Annotated in this window: 14 protein-coding genes; 9 read left to right on the top strand and 5 right to left on the bottom strand. The window is 67.8% G+C overall.

Annotation, left to right across the window (positions count from 1 at the left end; all coding sequences use genetic code 11):
* The 3 genes from LI336_RS18620 (at nucleotide 1) to LI336_RS18610 (ending at nucleotide 3,392) form a co-directional block, all read left to right on the top strand.
* Nucleotides 1-786, top strand: coding sequence for a TrmB family transcriptional regulator (locus LI336_RS18620; protein WP_227134672.1), 786 nt, complete (start codon nucleotides 1-3; stop codon nucleotides 784-786).
* Nucleotides 787-952: 166 nt separating this feature from the next.
* A complete protein-coding gene (locus LI336_RS18615) occupies nucleotides 953-2,404 on the top strand; it encodes a cytochrome ubiquinol oxidase subunit I (RefSeq protein ID WP_227134671.1) in 1,452 nt (483 codons plus the stop codon).
* Entirely contained in the window at nucleotides 2,397-3,392 is a 996-nt protein-coding gene (locus LI336_RS18610) for a cytochrome d ubiquinol oxidase subunit II (protein WP_227134670.1), read from the top strand. The genes LI336_RS18615 and LI336_RS18610 overlap by 8 nt, the downstream gene beginning before the upstream one ends.
* A gap of 88 nt (nucleotides 3,393-3,480) precedes the next feature.
* Here the strand turns inward: LI336_RS18610 and LI336_RS18605 are convergent, their stop codons facing one another.
* The 4 genes from LI336_RS18605 to LI336_RS18590 all read right to left on the bottom strand — a co-directional run bounded on the left by LI336_RS18605 (nucleotide 3,481) and on the right by LI336_RS18590 (nucleotide 6,171).
* On the bottom strand, nucleotides 3,481-4,284 hold the full coding sequence (locus LI336_RS18605; RefSeq protein ID WP_264475563.1) for an energy-coupling factor ABC transporter ATP-binding protein: 804 nt from the start codon (nucleotides 4,282-4,284) through the stop codon (nucleotides 3,481-3,483).
* 68 nt (nucleotides 4,285-4,352) lie between these two features.
* Nucleotides 4,353-5,165 carry a cobalt ECF transporter T component CbiQ gene (gene cbiQ / locus LI336_RS18600; RefSeq protein ID WP_227134668.1) on the bottom strand — a complete coding sequence of 271 codons (813 nt, stop codon included), beginning with the start codon at nucleotides 5,163-5,165 and terminating at the stop codon, nucleotides 4,353-4,355.
* Between the two features lie 2 nt (nucleotides 5,166-5,167).
* The gene (locus LI336_RS18595) at nucleotides 5,168-5,491 is read right to left on the bottom strand and encodes a cobalamin transport operon protein (protein WP_227134667.1); all 324 of its coding nucleotides are present in this window, start codon (nucleotides 5,489-5,491) and stop codon (nucleotides 5,168-5,170) included.
* A complete protein-coding gene (locus tag LI336_RS18590) occupies nucleotides 5,491-6,171 on the bottom strand; it encodes an energy-coupling factor ABC transporter permease (RefSeq protein WP_227134666.1) in 681 nt (226 codons plus the stop codon). Before LI336_RS18590 ends, LI336_RS18595 begins: the two co-directional genes overlap by 1 nt.
* Before the next feature lie 311 nt (nucleotides 6,172-6,482).
* Here LI336_RS18590 and LI336_RS18585 point away from each other — a divergent pair, with 311 nt between their 5' ends.
* From LI336_RS18585 to LI336_RS18560, 6 genes are all read left to right on the top strand, one after another.
* A complete protein-coding gene (locus tag LI336_RS18585; RefSeq protein ID WP_227134665.1) occupies nucleotides 6,483-7,904 on the top strand; it encodes a PAS domain S-box protein in 1,422 nt (473 codons plus the stop codon).
* A gap of 157 nt (nucleotides 7,905-8,061) precedes the next feature.
* On the top strand, nucleotides 8,062-9,273 hold the full coding sequence (locus LI336_RS18580) for a CBS domain-containing protein (RefSeq protein ID WP_227134664.1): 1,212 nt from the start codon (nucleotides 8,062-8,064) through the stop codon (nucleotides 9,271-9,273).
* A 193-nt stretch (nucleotides 9,274-9,466) separates the two neighbouring features.
* Nucleotides 9,467-10,255: an HpcH/HpaI aldolase family protein gene (locus tag LI336_RS18575; RefSeq protein ID WP_227134663.1), complete on the top strand. Its 789-nt coding sequence runs from the start codon at nucleotides 9,467-9,469 to the stop codon at nucleotides 10,253-10,255.
* A gap of 212 nt (nucleotides 10,256-10,467) precedes the next feature.
* On the top strand, nucleotides 10,468-10,707 hold the full coding sequence (locus LI336_RS18570; protein WP_227134662.1) for a DUF8593 domain-containing protein: 240 nt from the start codon (nucleotides 10,468-10,470) through the stop codon (nucleotides 10,705-10,707).
* A gap of 284 nt (nucleotides 10,708-10,991) precedes the next feature.
* Nucleotides 10,992-13,472, top strand: a complete 2,481-nt coding sequence (locus LI336_RS18565) for an efflux RND transporter permease subunit (RefSeq protein ID WP_227134661.1) — start codon at nucleotides 10,992-10,994, stop codon at nucleotides 13,470-13,472.
* A gap of 110 nt (nucleotides 13,473-13,582) precedes the next feature.
* A complete protein-coding gene (locus LI336_RS18560; protein ID WP_227134660.1) occupies nucleotides 13,583-17,191 on the top strand; it encodes a PAS domain S-box protein in 3,609 nt (1,202 codons plus the stop codon).
* A gap of 134 nt (nucleotides 17,192-17,325) precedes the next feature.
* Here LI336_RS18560 and LI336_RS18555 read toward each other — a convergent pair whose 3' ends face one another.
* Nucleotides 17,326-18,762, bottom strand: a complete 1,437-nt coding sequence (locus tag LI336_RS18555) for a hypothetical protein (protein WP_227134659.1) — start codon at nucleotides 18,760-18,762, stop codon at nucleotides 17,326-17,328.
* Nucleotides 18,763-18,952 lie beyond the last annotated feature (190 nt).

Below are 18,952 nucleotides of genomic sequence, written 5' to 3'. Positions count from 1 at the left end.
ATGGACGAACGTGATGCGGTTGAGGCGCTCGAATACCTCGGACTCACGTCCTACGAGGCGAAGGTATTCATCGCGCTCCAGAAGCTCGATACTGGGTCTGCGAGAGACATCAGCCGCATCGCGGATGTCCCGCGCTCACAGGTCTACGGCGCCGCGGAGAACCTCGAAGAACGTGGTCTCGTCGAAGTCCACCAGTCGAGTCCGATACGGTACCGACCCACCGATCTCGACACGGCACAGACGTACCTGCAATCGCGGTTCGAAGCGCACCAATCGGATGCGTTCCGGTACCTCGAACGTGTCAAGCGCGAACGCGACGACGCTGCCGATCAACAAGAAGAGATCTGGACGGTCAAAGGCACCGAGCAGATAGAGTCACGAGTTCGCGGCCTTGCGTCTAACGCCGAATCGAATTTGCTCTACGCCTGTGGCGCGAACGAACTTACGGCCGAGACCAGTGAGGTGTTGAATGACTGTGCGAGCGAAGGTATCGAAGTCACGTTTGTCAGCCGCGACGCAGACTTTGATGCGTTCCAGCCGCAGGTTCGGACCGTTCGGTTTCCAGAGCGCCTCCGGCCGGCGCGCAAGCAATCTGGCCGTGCACTCACTGTCGACAACCACCGTCTCCTCTTGAGCGTCCTCGGGAACGAACGAATCCCTGGCCTCCCCGTGGAGACTGCGATCTGGAGCGACGAAACTGCGTTCGCCGCCGTGCTATCTGAACTCATCCAAAGCTGGTTCACAACCCATCTGGACATGGAGGATACGCGAAGCGCAACAAACTGACGCGCTTCCACGTTCAGCTGAAATCTCAGCGGCGTGTGACGACTGTTCCACCGCAATCCGAGCGGTTCGAGAGCTAGGTTCTCACGGGTATAATACTGTCGGGCAAATGCCCGACCTCGGGAATCGGGTGGCCCCTCACTAACTCCTACGACATACCGTGAGGCACATGCATCCAGCCACACTGCTGAGTGCCGTCGACCCGGGATGGGCGGTGGCATTCCTTTCCCCGGAGATCGCGAGCCGCATGCAGTTCGGGTGGACGATCTCCGTTCACATCATCTTCGCGTCGCTCTCCATCGGCCTCGCACCGTTCATCGTCTACTTCACCTGGAAGGACGTGCGCACGAACGACCAGCGGTACGCGCGATTGCGTTCGTTCTGGGTGAAGGTGTTCGCCGCCGGGTTCGTGATGGGGACCGTCACCGGGATTCCGATGAGCTTCCAGTTCGGGACGAACTTCCCACAGTTCGCCGAGGTCGCTGGAGAGCTGATCGGCGGCCCGCTGGCGTTCGAGGCGAAGATGGCGTTCTTCCTGGAGGCCGTCTTCCTCGGCGTGTTGCTGTACGGCCGCGAGCGCGTCACCGACCGAACGTACGTCCTCTCCTCGGTACTCGTGGGCGTCGGCGCGTGGCTGTCGGGGTTCTGGATCCTGGTCGTGAACGCGTGGATGCAGACCCCGCGCGGGTACGAGATGGTCACGCGCAGCGGGATGGAGGTCGCGAAGCTCACTGACCCGGTCGCTGCGTTCCTCACGCCGCGAATGCCGTGGATGTACGTCCACATGATGAACGCGTCGGTGATATCGGTCGCATTGCTGGTCGCGGGCGTCTCGGCGTACATCGTCTGGAAGAAGCCGGACGCGGACGCCTGGAACTCCGCACTCAAGCTCGCTGTGGTGCTGCTGCTCGTCTCGGCTCCGTTCCAGGCGATCCACGGCGACGCGTACGGCCGGCACGTCGAGGACACCCAGCCCCAGAAGTTCGCCGCGATGGAGGCCCACTACGAGACCGGCGCGGCCGACCTCCACTTGCTCGCGTTCCCGAAGTCCCTCGACGCGCTCACTGACCCACGAGCCGAGAACCTCGTCACGGTGAGTCTCCCCGGAATCGGGTCGTTCCTCGCCAGCGGCGGGGACTTCGACGCCGAGGTCGTCGGCCTGAACGAGTACGAGGAGAACCCACCGGTCGCGCTCGTGTTCTGGTCGTTCCGCTTCATGGTCGGGCTCGGGTTCCTGTTCATCGGACTGGCGCTCTGGGGCGGCTACCTCACGTACCGTGGACGGTTGGCCGATAGCACGCGCTACCTGAAGGCGATGATCGCGGCGTCGCCGTTCGGGTACGCTGCGTTGCTCACCGGCTGGTACGTCACCGAGATCGGCCGGCAACCGTGGGTCATCCAGGGCGAACTCAGGACGAGCGAGGCGGTGTCCTCGACGCTCACCGGGACGGAGGCGACGCTGACCCTGGTCGGGTTCGTCGTCCTCTACGTCGGGTTGATCCTGACGGCGTTGTACATCCTGAAGTGGCTGGTCAGGGAGGAACTCCGGTCGCTCGGCGTCCGCGAGTCGAGCGCGGGTCGCTGGCGCGGGCCGCTCCCGTGGGTGACCAGCGATGACTGACCCACTGATCCCCGTCGACGCGTACCTCGTCGAGTCCCTGCCCGAGATCTGGTTCGGCGCGGTGCTGTTCGCGCTGGGGATGTACGTCGTCCTCGACGGGTTCGACTTCGGCATCGGAATGCTGTACGCGACCCGGTCGGACGAACACGAGCGGGAGACGTTCCTGTCGGCGTTCGGCCCGGTCTGGGACGCGAACGAGGTGTGGGTCGTCGCCTTCGGGACGATGCTGCTCGCGGCGTTCCCGCGGGTGTACTCGCGGCTCCTGGCGGACAACTACCTGCTCGCGCTCGGGTTCGTCGTCGCCCTGGTGTTCCGCGGGCTCGGCCCGGAACTCCGCGAGCAGCGCGACGACGTCCGCTGGAAGCGCTACGCCGACTACGCCTTCGTGGGCGGGAGCGCCTTCGCGCCGCTGTTGTTGGGGATGCTCGCCGGCCGCTGGCTGTTCGGCCCGGCGACGCTCCCAGTGGTGTTGACGGGCGTCGGCCTGGTCGCCGTCTCGATAGTCACGGGGGCGGCGTTCCTCGCGGCGAAGACCGAGCCCGAGCTGGCATCGGAGCTGCGGGCGTACGGCGTCGGCGCGACGCTGGCGTACCTCGGGGGCGTGGTCGTGCTGCTCGCGACTGTCGTCCTGACCGATGCGGGCGGTGCTGCCGACGCGGTGCTCTCGCTGCCCGTCGCTGCAGTCGTCGCACTCTCGGTCGCTTTCGGGCTGGGCGGGAGTGTGCTGGCCCGACGCGGCCAGTACCGGGCGTGGCTCGCGAGCGCGCTGGCGCTCCCCACGCTCCTGACGCTCCTGGTCGCCGTGTTGCTGTACCCGACGGTCTATCCGCCGACCGGGCTGCTGGTGCGGGACGCGGTCGTGTCGCCGCTGGCGTTGAACCTCGTGACCGTCCTCGGGTTCCCGGTCCTGCTGCTGGTGCTGTGGTACTTCAAGTTCCTCTACGGCGTGTTCAGCGGCCCGATCGAGAACGAGGGGTACGGCGGGTGAGCACCATCCCTTACCCATAGCAGACGAGCGCGGTATACCGCGGGCAGACCACTGTTCGGTCCGTCCAGAGGCTTGACGAAGAAGCGCTTCAGGTGGGTCCGTCGGCGTCAGCGACCGGTGTCTGCACGGGTTTGGTGTCGGTGGCTGCCGTGAGGAGTTCGACGAGTTCTGTTCCGGTCACCGGCTTTGTCGTCGTCCCCAGGCCTGCTTCGCGAGCGACGCGCACTGCGCTCGGTGGATGCAGGTTCGCGGCGGCCAGGAGCGCGTCGTCGTAGAACACCTCCCGGGGCGTCCCGCCCCCGGCGACGTTGCCGTCGGCCATCACGCAGACGCGGTCGGCGACCTCGGCGGCGAACTCGAGGTCGTGCGTCGACAGGACGACGCTGATACCGTCCTCGCGGATCTTGGCGACCCGTTCGGCGACCAGCTGGGAGCGCTCGGGGTCGAGCCCGGCGAGCGGTTCGTCGAGGACGACGACGCTCGGTTCGAGGACGAGCACGCCGGCGAGGCCGACGAGGCGTTTCTCGCCGCCGCTCAGGTAGTGCGGGATGCGGTCTTCGAGGTGGCCGGCGTCGACGGTCGCGAGCGCCTCACGAGCACGCTCCCTCGCTTCGTCGGCGGGGACGCCGTCGTTCTGGAGGCCGAACATCACGTCGTCGAGGACCGTGGGTGCGACGAGTTGCGTGTCGGCGTCCTGGAAGACGAACCCGACCGCCTTCCGCGCGCGTGCCCTGACGTCCTCGGTGATCGGGGTGCCGTCGACGACGAGGTCGCCGTCGTCGGGCACGAGCGTCCCGTTCAGGTGTTCGAGGAGCGTCGACTTCCCCGCGCCGTTGCCGCCGACGAGCGCGACGACCTCGTCGGGGTACACCGAGAACTCGACGTCGTGCATCCCGACGGTCCCGTCCGGGTAGGTGTGGGCCTCACACCGAAGGTCGACGAGGGGAGGCTCGTCTCGGCTCACAGTCCCACCCCGTAGACCGCGACCGCTGCGTAGCCGACGACCGCGACGTACGACCCGGCCACGACGAACAGTTCGTGGAACGGCGGTCGTGAGACGTCGCCGTACAGCGTGATGTCGCCGTCGTAGCCACGCGCTTCCATCGACTTGACGAGGCGTTCTGACTGCTCGATCGCCGACAGCATCGTCATGCCGAGGATCCTGGCGTACAGGCGTTTGTTCGACCAGAACTCCGAGAGGTTCGCGCCGCGGGAGCGCGCGGCCTTCACGAGGTCCTCGAGCGTCTCGAGCATGACGAACGTGAACCGGTAGGTGAGCAGCGCGATCTGGTCGATGGGGCGGGGGAGCAGTCGCCCGAGCACGTACGCGACGTCGGTGTACTTCGTGGTCATCGACGCCGTCAGGGCGAACGTGACGACCGTGAGCGACCGACAGCTGAGCTCGGCGAAGAGCACGAGTCCTGCCCATGTGACCGAGAGGTCGCCGAGCGGCGTTGGGAGTGCGCCACCGATCGACGTCCCCGGTTCGAGGAACGCCAGCGGGACGGCGACGGAGACGAGGAACAGCAACGGGAGCGAGTACCAGCCAGCGAGCCGACGGTACGGGAGTCCCGCGAGTCCGTAGACGACGAGGACGGCACCGTAGAGGCCGGCGAGGAGCGCGAGCCGGTCGAACACCGTGACGGCGAGGGCGAGCGCGCCCACGATACCGACCTTCGTCCAGGGGTTGACGCGGTGCAGTGGCCCGTCTCGTCGCTCGGCGAACGCCGTGACGAGTCGCGGGTCGGGGACGTGGTTCGAGAGTGTCGTCACGGTTATCGAGCGGGGCGTTCGCCGTCCTCGAAGCCGCCGTAGCGGTCGACGTAGACGTACAGTCCGATACCGAGCGCGGCCATGAGGAGGACGAGTGCGCCGAACTCGAGCAACAGCCCGCCGTTGCGGATGGGGCCGGCGACGACGATGCCGCGGCCGAGGTCGACGAGTGCGCCGCCGCCGTCCTCGACGCCGCGCTGGAGGGCTTTCGCGGAGCGCTTGGCCCACGGGAGCGCGCCGCCGGTCGCGGTGAAGCCCCAGTAGCCGGCCGCGAGGAACGCCGCGAAGAGGCCGGCGAGGCCGCCGTACTGCTTCCAGCGCTGCATCAGGCGGTCACCCCGGTCGGCTCCTCCTGCGTGTCGCGGTCGGCGAGCCCGACGAGGTCGGGGCGGACGGACGCGAGGAACTGGACGATGAACCCGGTGAGGACCCCCTCGATGACGGCGACGCCGAGGTTGAGGCCGACGAGGCCGGCGACGGCGATCGTCAGGTCACCGCGTGGCAGCGCGCTGCCGTTGACGCCGCTGACGACGATGATCGCGCCCATCAGGACGGCGCCTGCGGAGAGGCCGACGGTGGCGGCGCTGGCGCCCGCGGGGAAGACGTCCCAGTCCAACCGCAGCAGGGTCCTGAACGCGTAGTAGGCGACGATGGCTTCGCTCGCGTTGACGAGCGTGTTCGCGCCGAGGAGGCCGACGGCGCCGTGGCCGAGTGCGGCCGAGAAGATGTTCACGACGAGTGCGATGAGTGCGCCGAGCAGCGGGCCGGCGAGGATGCCGACGAGGCCGGTGAGGTTCATGTGGATACCGCCCCAGACGGGGATGTTCAGCTGGAAGATCGCGAAGCTCGCTGCGGCGGCGATGCCCGCGAGCGCGACCTGGTGTGTCTTGATGCCGCCCTTGCGGATGCGGTACACTGCGACGCCGACGAGTCCGGCGCCGAGTAGCGTCCAGAGTACCAGTGCCCACAGTGGGAACGACCCTTCTCCGAGGTGGATGTGCGCCATGCGTGATTAACAAATCTGCTGCCAAATATAATAACTTTTTCTTATTTGGGAGTCTCAAGATAATAGTATCTGTTTTCCATAGGAGTCCGGTTACTAGCTTCGGATTGCCGTGTGGAGTCGCTACGACCACCGCGCCAGCCACCGACCCGCCTGCGTGCCAGCCCTCGACCATCCTGCAAGCCGACCCTCGACCCTCATGCGTGCCGGCCCTCCACCATCCTGCAAGCCGACCCTCGACACTCCTGCGTGCTGGCCACCGACAATCTTGCAGGGTAGGGCCACTTTTGTACCGTCTGTCCGTACTACGACCAATGAAAGACGACGTCGTCCCCGAGGAACGGGAGACAGACCGGACCGAATGGTATCGGACGCTCGTCGCGGAGGTGAACGACCTCGTCACGGTCACCGACACCGACGGGCGGATTACCTACGTCAGCCCGGCCGTCGAACGCGTATTGGGCCACGACCCCGAGGAGTTGATCGGTCGCAAAGGACGCGAGTTCGTCCACCCCGACGACCGGGACCGGAACGTCGAAGCGATGGACACGGTGCTATCGAACCCGTCGGTCTCCGAATCCGTCGAAGTCCGGTTCCGGCACGCGGACGGGTCCTGGCGGTGGATCGAGGCCACGCTTCGGAATCGCCTCGACGACGGTGTCGTCGACGGAATCCTGCTCAGTAGCCGGGATATCACCGAGCGGAAACAGTACGAGGTCGAAGCGCAGGCCCTCGCCGACGAGTACGAGGCGATCTTGAACAACGTCGAGGACGCCATCTTCCTCATCAACGTCGAACGGGACGGTGAGGACGCCCGGTTCGAGTTCGAACGACTCAGCCCGTCCTACGAGGAGAACACCGGCATCACGACCGAGGAGGTACGCGGCCAGACACCACGAGAGGTGTTCGGCGACGAGCAGGGCGCGACACTCGAAGCGAACTACCACCGCTGTATCAACGCTGGCACGCCGATATCGTATCAAGAAGAACTGCCGGTCAACGAACGAGCTCGCTTCTGGCAGACGAAGCTCGCGCCGGTAGTCACCGACGGCGACATCACGCGCCTCGTAGGCATCACTCGGAACGTGACCGAGCGCGTCGAACGGGAACGGCGATTACGGCAACAGAACGAGCGCCTCGACGAGTTCGCTGGCGTCATCTCGCACGACTTGCGGAACCCGCTCACCGTCGCAAAGGGTCGTGCCGCGCTCCTCGCCGAGCAGACCGACAGCAGTCACCTCGACCCGCTCCGGGAGTCACTCGACCGGATGGAGGCGATCGTGGAGGACACGTTGATGCTCGCTCGCCAGGGCGATAGCATAAGTGAGACGGAGTCCGTCAGTTTGACCGACCTCGTCGGAAGATGCTGGGCGACGGTGGACACCGAGGACGCGAGCATCGAGATCGTCGACGAGATGACGTTCCAGGGCGACGCGGAACGACTACGGCACGTCTTCGAGAACCTGTTCCGGAACGCTATCGAGCACGGTGGCTCGGACGTGACCGTCCGCGTCGGTCAGAACGGCGAACGGGGCCTGTACGTCGAGGACGATGGCCCGGGGATTCCAGTCGAGATGCGCGAGGACGTCTTCGAACCGGGGGAATCGTCCGCGCCCGACGGGACCGGGTTCGGACTGGCGATCGTCAAACGGATCGTGGAAGCCCACGGATGGGAGGTGACCGTGTCCGACGGAACCGACGGCGGAACCCGGTTCGAGTTCGAGACGGCGCAGTAGGGAGAATGCGGCTCGTTACTGGATATTGGGCGGATTTAACGAGACGGGTGCTGACACGAGCGTTGTATCCGCTTTTGCATCCACGTTACCCCCACTTCCAGATGTAAACGATGCGTAACCATAACCGTCTGGCTCCCCTCTTTCTATTGAATCACGCATGGACATTTCAGAGATACTTTCAACGAGATTCACCGAGTTCGATATCGGGGCACCGCTCTCGAAGGTCGCTGGTGCGTTCGAGAACCAAGAGCTCGATGCCGTCGTCGTCACGGACGGCGACGAGTACCGCGGCCTCGTCAGCCGCCGACAGCTGGCGTCTTCGTCGAACCAGCCGTCTGCAAAGGTCGGCTCGCAGGTCCAGCACGTCCCCACCGTCGACCGCACGGAGGACGTCCGCGAAGTCGCCCGACTCATGATCGGGAGCGACGCCAAGACCCTGCCCGTGCTCGACAGCGACCAGGTGTTCGGCGTGGTGACCGGCGACGCCGTCCTCGAAGCGGTCCGGCCGTTCCTCGACGCGGCGACCGTCGAGGACGCGTACACCTCGGACCTGATCAGTGCGACACCCGAGACCACGATCGGGAAAGCACTCAACCTACTCCGAGAAGCCGGCATCGCTCACCTCCCGGTCGTCGACGAGACAGAGCTGACGGGGATGCTGAGCCTGTACGACGTCATCGACTTCACGACGCGCGGCGGCACCAAGAGCCAGGGCGGGTCGTCGGGCGACTTCGGTGGCCGCGGCCGTGGCGGCGGGCAAAACCGGAGTGGCGCCGGCGCTCGCGAGGGCGATTCCGACCGGATGCTCGACATCCCCGTCCGGAACCTGATGTCCGACGAGGTCGCGACGGTCAACCGGAGCGCACCGCTGGACACGGTCGTGGCGACGATGTTCGAACGGGAGATCTCCTCGCTCGTGGTCACCGACGACGACACCGACGACCCCATCGGTATCATCACGAAGACGGACGTCATCGACGCGCTCACCTGGGAGCGCGACGACCGGAACGCCGTCCAAGTGTTCGGCCTCGACCTGCTGGAGGGCATGAACTACGACGACGTCGCCGCGCTCATCGAAGGCATGACCTCGAAGTACGGCGAGATGACCCTCATCAAGGCCAGCATCGAACTCGAGGAACGAACGGAACAGACCCGCGGCGTCCCGCTCGTGGAAGCACGGATTCGATTGACCACCGACCGCGGGTACTTCACCGCCGACGGAGAGGGATACGGTGCCGCGCACGCGCTGCGGCTCGCAGCGAACGCGGTCGAACGACAGCTCCTCAAAGGGAAGACGTACGGGCAATCGAAGAAGCGACCGAGCGACGACGAGCAGACGCAACTGTACGGGTGGTGGCTCGGCGGGTGAGAACCCGTGGTACGCGCCACCTAATTATGGGCGTGGCCGTGGTGTAGGAGGACCGTTGTGGTTACATGAATGGACCCGAGCGGACCGAGGCGGGCAACAAACGACTCCAGCAGTCCGGCGCAGAGGAGTCGACAGGACGAATCGTCGGCGGTCGAACGCAGGCTGCGGTCGGCAGTGCGGGGGCTGGAGAGCGATGACGGCGTCACAACCCGCGAACGACCTCGCCACGACGCTGGACGCCGGAGACGTCGCGTTCGGAGTACTCGACAACACGTACAGTCCGACGCTCGTGGAGTTCTTCGGCGAGCTCGGCGTCGACTTCATCTGGTTGGATCTCGAACACGGCGGGCCGGACCCGTGGGACGCCCGCCAGATGGAGGACCTGCTTCGTGCTGCGGAACGAACCGACGTCGAGGTGCTCGTTCGATTACCCGACACGGACCCGACGCTGGTCCGGAAGGCGCTGGACCTCGGCGCGAGAAACGTGTTCCTGCCGCGCGTCGACACCGCCGACGAGGTCCGCGCCGCGGTACGGGCCGGTCGGTTCAGGTACGACGACGCTCCCGGTGACCGGGGGCTGGGGTCGCCGCGCGCTCGCCGCTGGGGACTGGCCGACGAGTACGTCGCCACCGAAGACAAGGAGACGCTCGTCGGTGTCACCATCGAGACAGAGACGGCCATCGAGAATCTGGACGACATCCTCGCGGTACCGGAGCTCGGATTCGTCTTCGTCGGGCCGCTCGACCTGTCGGTATCGCTCGGGTACCCGGGTGAGATCAATCATCCGAGCGTCGTGAAGGCGGAGGAGACGGTTCGGTCGAAGGCAATCGAGGCGGGCGTACCCGTAGCAGGGCTCGGGTTCGGGATGGACGACGTCGCCGAGAAGGCGGCGAACGGCTATCAGCTGCTGAACCTCGGGAGCACGACCGGCGCGCTCGAACAGACCGTCACCGGGTGGCTCGAAGCGGCCCGGTCGAGCTAACCTGACTCCTGTGACGCGACGAGCGCACGGTGTTCGAGTCGGGCGGTCGCTCGTCCATCCGGCGGTCGCTCTTCCATCGTGCGGTTCGGTGGATTCCTGCCGGAGAGTGCAGTGGTCGTGGCGGCTTGCTGTCGGGAAACGGGGTGTTACTGGCTCCTGGCGAGGATACGAGCTTCATAACAATCCTCGCGGGTTCCGTTCGGTGGGATGCAATGGAACGAACAAACATCTCGGACGATGACGAAGGGAAGCGGGTCGTGAACGCGAAGGGCGACAAGGTCGGGATGATCAAGGAGGTCAGGAACGGGACGGCGTACGTCGACCCGGACGCGGGGATCACGGATTCCATTCGGTCGAAACTCGGGTGGGGTGAGAAGGAGGCGGACGATTACCTGCTCGAATCCCGACGAATCGACCGAATCACCGACGACGAGGTGCAACTCAAAGAGTAACTGTCCTCGACGGCCGGATTGCGCCGGGAGGTCGCTGACGCATCTTTTTTGCGTGAAGTGCTGGACCGTTCTTCCGCCCAGCGACTCGTCGCCGTGCGCCGGTGGCTTGGGTGGACGCTCGCTTGGAGTCGATGTGTTCTTCCATACCGGATGGTTACTCTACTTATATCTTCTGCGGGGTTGTTGGCCCCGCAACCCTGCGCACATTGATAACCCGGGTGCGGGCGAACGCAGTGCTACAGCGACCGATGTCACGAGATAGATTAGCGACCCTGGTCGGGTTCGTGACCGAACACACTCGCCTCACGCTCCTTGCGATGGTCCTCCTCTCGGCCGTGGTCGTCGCTGGCGTCCCGATGGTCGACACCGGGAGTCAGGCGAGCGCGGACGCCGACGCGTTCGACCACCTCGACCGCGTCCAGACCTCCCAGACCATCCAGGAGCAGTTCGCACGAACCGACGACACCCCGAACCGTACCGTTGAACCGGTCTACGTCCAACGCGAGGACGGCAACGCCCTCTCGAAGCAATCGCTGCTCGCCGGACTCCGATACCAGCAGACGATACGCGAGAACGCAACCGTCGCTCGCGCGCTCCACGAGGACGGCATCCACGGGTTCTCCAATCTCGTCGCCGTCCGCGCGGCCGGGACGCCCAACGCGACCCTCAGCGAGCAGATCGACGCGCTGGAAGCGACCAGTTCCAGCGACGTCGAGGCGCTCGTCGAGCGCACGCTCGCCGAGGACCCCCGAGCAGCGCGATACCTGCCCGCCGACCACGACGCCTCGGCGACGGCGACCGACCGCAGGATGCTCGTCACGCTCGACACCAGCGTCAGCGAGCCCACGCTCGACAATGCGACCGCCGCGCTCTACCAGCAGGCAACCGAGCGCGCCGAAAGCGGGTTCTTCGTGCTGAACAGTCACGCGTGGAACGCCTACAGCAGTCACTTCTTCGGCGAGATGCTCGAACTCGTCGTGCCCGTGGCGCTCGCGTTCATCGTCGTCGTCCTCGGGTTCGCGTACCGCGACCTCGTCGACGTCGTCGTCGGGATGGTCGGCGTCACGCTCTCGGTCCTCTGGATGATCGGCTTGCTCGGCTGGCTCGGTGTCGCCGCCGGCGCCATCACCGTCATCCCGGTCGTCCTCATCGCCGGCCTCAGCATCGACTTCGGGTTCCACGTCTTCAACAGGTATCGGGAACACCGCACCGACGACGAGGGCATCCGCGCGCCGATGCATCGCTCCGTCACCCGTATCGCGACCGCGCTCGTCCTCGTCACCGTCACCGCCGCCATCGGGTTCCTCGCGAACCTCTCGAGCCCACTGCCGCTCATCCGGAACCTCGGCGTCTCCATCACGCTCGGCGTCGCCTCCGCGCTCGTCATCTTCCTCACCGTCGTGCCCGCCCTCAAGATCGGTATCGACGGCCTCCTCGAGCACGTCGGCGTCGACCGGCGGAAGGCTCCGCTCGGTCACGGGCGCTTCCTGAAGCCCGTGCTCGGGCGGCTGGTGACGCTCGCGCGTCGCGGCGCGCCGGTGGTGCTCGTCGTCGCCGTCCTCGTCGGCGCCGTCGGCGGCGCTGCGTGGGTCGGGCTCGACGAGGAGAGCTACCAGCAGAGCGACGGCGACGTCGCCGAGTGGAAGCAGCAGTTGCCCGGGCCGCTGGGGTGGGAGACGCATCCGGTCGCCGCCCGGAGCGATCACGTCGAGGACGTCTACCAGCCCGCGAGCGCGGACGCCGCGTTCCAGGAGCCGATACTCGTCGAGGGTGACGTGACGAGCGACGGGACGCTCGACGCCGTGCAGCGCGGGGTCGAGGACGTCCGGGACCGCGACCTCCTCGTCGACGGGACGGGGAGCCCCGCGGTCACGTCGCCGGTGACGGTCGTCCAGGCGGTCGCCGCTCGCGACGACGACCTGGCGGCCGTCGTCGCCGAGACGGATACCGACGACGACGGGATCCCGGACCGCGACCTCGAGCGCGTCTACGATGCGCTCTACGAGGCCGATAGCGACCTCGCGAGTCGCGTCGTTGCGCGCGAGGACGGCGAGTACCAGTCCCTGCTGGTGTCGCTGTCGCTCGATGCGGACTACGCGAACGCCGACGCGGTCGTCGCCGACCTCGACGAGAGCGCCGCCATCATGGCCGGTGACGGGAGCGGGCGGACCGCGACCGTGGCGGGGTCGTTCGCGGTGAACGAGGCGATCCTGGGCGCCATCGTCGACGGCATCCTCACGACGATGGCGGTCGCGCTCGCCGCCATCGCGCTCACGCTCGCTGGCGTGTTCCGGTACATGCACGGGAGCGCCACGCTCGGGCTGGTGGTCGCGGTCCCCATCGCGCTCGTGCTCGGCCTCGTCGTCGGCGGCATGTACCTGCTGTCGATACCGCTGACGCTCCTGACCGCGTTGCTCATGAGTCTCGTCATCGGGCTCGGTATCGACTACAACATCCACGTCGGCGACCGGTACGCCGACGAACGCCGCGAGGGCGCGGGCACGTACGAGGCCCTCGAGGCAGCCGTCACCGGCACCGGCGGCGCGCTCCTCGGTAGCACCCTCACGTCCGTCGGCGCGCTCGCCACGATCACGCTCGTCCCGCACCCCCAGCTGCAGAGCTTCGGTGCCATCGTCGTCGTCGCACTGACCACCGCGTTCGCCGTGAGCGTGCTCGTGCTCCCGAGCCTCCTCGTGCTCTGGAGTCGGTACGCCCCCGGCACCGTCACCACCGAGCCAACGCCCACGGGCGTCGCACAGGATTGACCCGGGGGGTCCCGGACTACCCCCCGGGGTCGGCGGGTGCGTTCGGGTGGACTCGCCGCGCTGGGCGTCAGCCGCCTGGGTTTTAGGTGAGGGCGCCGAGAGTGTGTGATATGACCGCTGCGAGGGGACCACCCGTTCGGATCGCCGTGGTGGGCGCGGACCCGGTCGTCGACGGGGTGCGCGCGGGCAGTTGCGGCGTCGACCGCGAGGTCGACGTGACTCGTCTTGCGGACGAGGGGGAAGGCGAGGTAGACTGTCTCGTCGTGGACGCGCACGACTCGAGCGTGGACGTCGACGGGCTCGTCGACCGCTGGGGAGGGGGCGACGAGCCGGTACCGGTCGTGCTCCTCGTCGAGGAGTGGACGGACGCGAGCATCCTCGATGCGGTGGCGACACCGACCGTTCAGACGCTACCACGCGCACTCGTCGACCGCGACCCCGGCGTGCTCGTCGCACGGCTCACGGAGCGCGTCAGCGCCACCGGAGCGACGACCGACGTCGACGAGTCGGGTGTGACGGCGACCGAACGGGAGCGGTACGCACAGGTGTTCGACGACGTCAACGACCTCATCCTCGTCTACGACCCCTGGGAGCGAGCGCTCGTCGACGTGAACGCGTCCGCCCTCGACGTCACGGGATACGACCGCGAGGGGTTGCTCGACCGGGGGCTCGACGCGGTCTCCGCGACCGCGGACGGGTACACGGCCGACCGCGCGTTCGAGATACAGCAGCGGGTCGCCGAGCTCGGCGAGGCCGAGACCATCGAGTGGGTCATCGAGACCGCGGCGGGCGAGCGCCGACGGCTCGAGTGCACGCTCTCGCCGGCGACCATCGGCGGCGAGGACCGCGTGCTCGTCCTCGCCAGGGACGTGACGGAACGCCACCAGCTCGAGCAGACGTACCGCGAGGTGTTCGAGAGCGTCTCCGACGGCCTCGTCGTGCACGACCCGGAGACCGGCGAGATACTGGACGTCAACGAGCGGTTCTGCGAATTGAACGGTTACGACCGCGACGAGCTCGTCGGCGACACGATCGACGTCGTCACCAACCCCGAGCACGGGATCGCGGACGCCCGGGAGAAGATTCGGGCGGCGCGCGAGGAGGGCCCGCAGCTGTTCGAGTGGCCGAGTCACCGCAAGGACGGGTCGACGTTCCCCGCCGAGATACACCTGAGCGTCGTGGAGATACGGGGTGCCGAGCGCGTGCTCGCGAGCGTCCGGGACGTCACCGAGCGCCTCCGGCGCGAGCGCGAGTACCAGCAGCTCTTCGACGGCGTCACGGAAGCCATCGCGATACAGGACCCGGAGACGGCGGAGCTCGTGGACGCGAACCGGGCGTTCGTCGAGCGACTCGGGTACGAGGACCTCGAGACCGTCCTCGACCTCGATTTCGACGAGTTGAGTGCGGCGGACGCGGGCTTCACGAAAGAGCAAGCGCAAGCGCTCTGTCAGCGCGTCATGGCGTCGGGCGAGTCGGAGACCGTCGAGTGGCAACAGGAGACCGCCGACGGGGAGACGGTGTACATCGAGGCGACGGTGAGCCCGGCAGTCATCAACGGCGAGGACCGCGTCGTCTCGATGCAGCGGGACGTCACGGAGCAGCGACTGAGCGAGCGCCGGCTCCGCGCTATCGTGGACCGCATCGACGAGGCCATCTTCATGACGCGAGCGGACGCTATCACGGCCCCGAACCAGGACCCGGACTACGTGAGTTCGGGGTACGAGGCGATCTGGGGGCAGTCCCTCGCCGGTATCGAAGAGCGCTACGAGGACGGGTTCTTCGGGACGCTCCATCCCGACGATCGCGGCGAGTACCGGGCGTTCGTCGAGAGCGTCGTCGACGACGTGTACGCGGGGTCGGCCGACGACCGGTACTCGCTGGAGTACCGCATCGAGCGCCCAGATGGGACCGAGCGGTGGGTGCACTCGGACTGCTATCCCATCGCGTGGGAGAGCGGGCCGCCGCGGGTCGTCATCGTGAGTCGTGACGTGACCGACCGGAAGGCCCACGAGCGCCGTATCGGGTCGTTCGAGGCGGCGACGGACGGGCTCGCGACGGCGGACACGCCCGCGGAGGCGACGCGCACGGCGGTCGACGCCGCGGTGGACGCCCTTGAGCTGCCGGCGGTCGGTGCGTTCCTCTACGACGACGCGGATGGCGTGCTGGAGCCCGAGGTCGGGTCCGGTGGGCTGCCGAGTTCGGTCACGGGGGCGTCGGTTCGTCCCGGGGAGGGCCCGCTCTGGGAGGCGTTCGCGGCCGGGCGCGTCGTCGCCCCCAGCGATGGCGTCGCGAGCACGAACGGAGGTGCGTCGAGCGCGGCGACGTCGGAACTGGAGGCGCTCGCCGATTGGCGGGTGCTCGCGCTCGGCAACCACGGCGTCCTGCTCGTCGGGGCCATGGACGAGGCGCTGGACGCGAAGACCATCGACGCGGCGCACGTCCTGGCGGCGACGCTGGAAGCCGCACTGAACCACCTCCAGGGCGAGCAGCGGCTCGCAGCCCAGGAGGCGGAGCTCCGGTCGCAGACCGAGCGCGCCGAGCGCCTGGACCGCATCGCGCGACTCACCCGTCAGGTGGAGGCTGCAATCACGGACGCGTCGACGGCGCGCGAGGTCGAGCGCGCCGTCTGCGAGCGCCTCGCGAGCGCCGGCCCGTACGAGCTGGCGTGGGTCGGTGGGCTGGAGGCCGGGGCGGACACGCTCACCGCTCGCGCGGTCGTCGGTGGCACCGGCCGGTACGTCGATAGCCTGGGGCTGGAGACGACCGGTGAGAGCGCGGACCCGCACCCGGCCGTGCGGGCGTGGCAGACCGACGAGGTCCAGGTGACCGACTCCATCGTGGACGCGGGGCCCGCTGGCGACTGGCGGCAGCGAGCGCTGGCGGCGGGCTACCAGTCCATCTGTGCCGTCCCGGTATCGTACGACGGCATCACGCACGGCGTGCTGTCGGTGGCGACCGACCACCCGAACGCGTTCGGCGACCGCGAGCAGGGGGTGCTGGGGTCGCTCGGGACGTCCATCGGGGACGCCATCGTCGCCATCGAGCGCCGTCGCGCGCTCGAGTCCGACGAGACCGTCCAGCTCGAGTTCACGGGACGGGGCGAGGCGCTGTCGTTCGCGCGCGCCGCGGCCGCCGCGGACTGCCGGGTGACCCTTGAACGCACCGTCGCTCGACAGGACGGCGACGTCAGCGTCTACTACAGGTTCGACCGCGGCGTCCCCGAGGACGTCGCCGCCATCGCGAGCGACGAACTGGACGGCGCGGTGTCCGTGGTCGCGTCGGAGTCGTCGTCGACGCTCGTCGAGGTGCGCGCGGACGACTGGTTCGGGTCGCCGCTCGCGGAGTACGGCGGCGTCCTTCGGGCGGCGTCGGCCGACCCCGATGCGGTGACCGTCGTGGTCGAGGTCCCACAGCAGGCGGACGTCCGGTCGTTCGTCGAGCGCCTCGAGGCCATCGCGCCGTCGCTCGAGTTGGTCGCGCGCCGCCAGCACAACCAGGAGTCGGTCACGCCCGGCGCGCTCGCGGAACGCGTCCGCGAGGAGCTCACCGACCGCCAGCTCGAGGTGCTCCAGACCGCCCTCGCGGCGGGGTACTTCGAATGGCCACGCGAGAACGACGGGAACGCCGTCGCCGACCGCCTCGACATCACGCAACCGACGCTCAACAAGCACCTCCGGCTCGCCGAGCAACAGGTCTTCGAGCTCCTCCTCGACGACTAGCGAGTCCGTCATCCTCGCGTCCGACTGGACCGCGTGAGGAATGCTCTCGTTCGTCCGCCAGCGTGTCTATGAAGGTCGTCGTGGCATGGACGAGTGGCGCGTGGGATTCGTTCGGCGTGGGTCGAGTGAGTGTACTAGAGGGAGTCGGGAGTCGTGTCGAGTGCGCCGTCGAGGGCGAGCGTACGGAAGGCGTCGAGCGTGTCGAGCGTCCCGTCGGCGCCGGGAGTCGAGGCGTGACTGTCGTGCGCGTCGACGGGGGATCGTCGTCCGAGGGCGGCGAACCGTCGTTCCCGTGCGGTCGCGTACGCTGCGATGGTCGCCGTCGTCGAGCGGTCGCTGCGGGCGAGTGCCGAGACGAACGCGACCGCGTCACGGACGCCCAACGAGACGCGACGGCCGGTCGCCGGCGCGACCGGATACGCCGCCTCCCCGCAGCGAGCGATACGGCCGGCGCCCCAGGCCGCGGGCGACAGCGCCTTGGCGCCCGACCGCACTTGCTCGACGCGCGTCGGCTCCCCGGCACGCAACACGTCGGCGACCACACCTGCAGCCACGCCTACCGCCTCGTCGATACGGGTGCACTCGGTAAGTCCGGTGACGTCACCGCGACTGGTCGTGACGCGAAGACACCCCTCAGCGCCCCCAGTACCGGGGATGGCCTGGACGAGCGCCCCCGGTACCCAGACGTCCCGGACCTGGCGTTCCCCCTCCGGGTCGACCTCGCATCGACGAACGTACTGCGCGTAGCTGTGCGTGGATGGCGCCACACCCGCTCCGTGCTCGAGTGGGGTAGCCCCGACCGTGTCGACGACGGCGTCGAACGACTCCTCGACGCCGTCCCCGAACTCGACGTCGATACCGTCCGCGCGCTCCGTGACGCGTGCGACCGTCCGACTGGTCTGGGCGCGTTCGAGTGGATGGTGCGCCGCGAGCAACCGGCGAAGTGCTCTCGCCTCGACGACGACACTCGACGCTCCCGGCGACTCGACGGTCTCGACGGTGACGCCGGACCCGGTCGACTCCGCGCCAGCGCGCGTGACGCGGACGCTCTCCACGCGGGTGCCGCGGTCGCGGACCGGTCCGGCGAGGTCGAGATGTGCGAGTCCCTCCAACGCGGCCGCGTCCAGGTGAACGAGGGCTCGTTCTGGGTCGTGGTCGAGGGTCGCGGCGAGCACCGGCTCGTACCCGCTCCGCTGGAGGAGCGCCGTCACGGTTCGCCCGACGACGCCGTCGCCGACCACGAGCACCTGCCTGTCGGGCCGCTGGTCGAGGACGTCGTCCCGCACCGTCCACGGCGCCGACGGCACATCGTTCGCAGAACCCCGCGAACCAGCGGTCACCGTCCCATCACCGGGCTCGCCACCGTCTCCCTCGGACTCCACGACCTCCGTCTTCGAGCCCGTCGACTCCGAGCCGTCGTCGAACGAGAACGGCTGGACGACAGCGCACCCACCGGCCGCACCGCGCGAACCAGCCCCTGTACGTGGGCCGTCGCGAGTGGGCGTGCCAGCTCGCCACCCCACTGGAACCCCCGGGGTGGCCGGGACGCACGTCACGTCACTCTCATTCATCGTCTCGACTGTTCGACGGAGTGGTACCTAAGCGACCGTTCCGTGTTTCACACGCCGTAACACTCCCCCGGAAGCCCGTACAGGCCCCCTGGTAGCGCCGACGAATGCGCTCCGAGCCCCGAACGGGGTAACGTCGAGGACGTCCAAGCTGACTCGATAGCGTGCCCGAGTCGCCCACCAGCGCGACCGA

Source organism: Halorubellus salinus (genome assembly GCF_020567525.1).
GTDB classification, from domain to species: domain Archaea; phylum Halobacteriota; class Halobacteria; order Halobacteriales; family Natrialbaceae; genus Halorubellus; species Halorubellus salinus.
The sequence above is the reverse complement of the archived record's forward strand: the minus strand, read 5'-3'. Positions and strand labels throughout refer to the sequence as shown.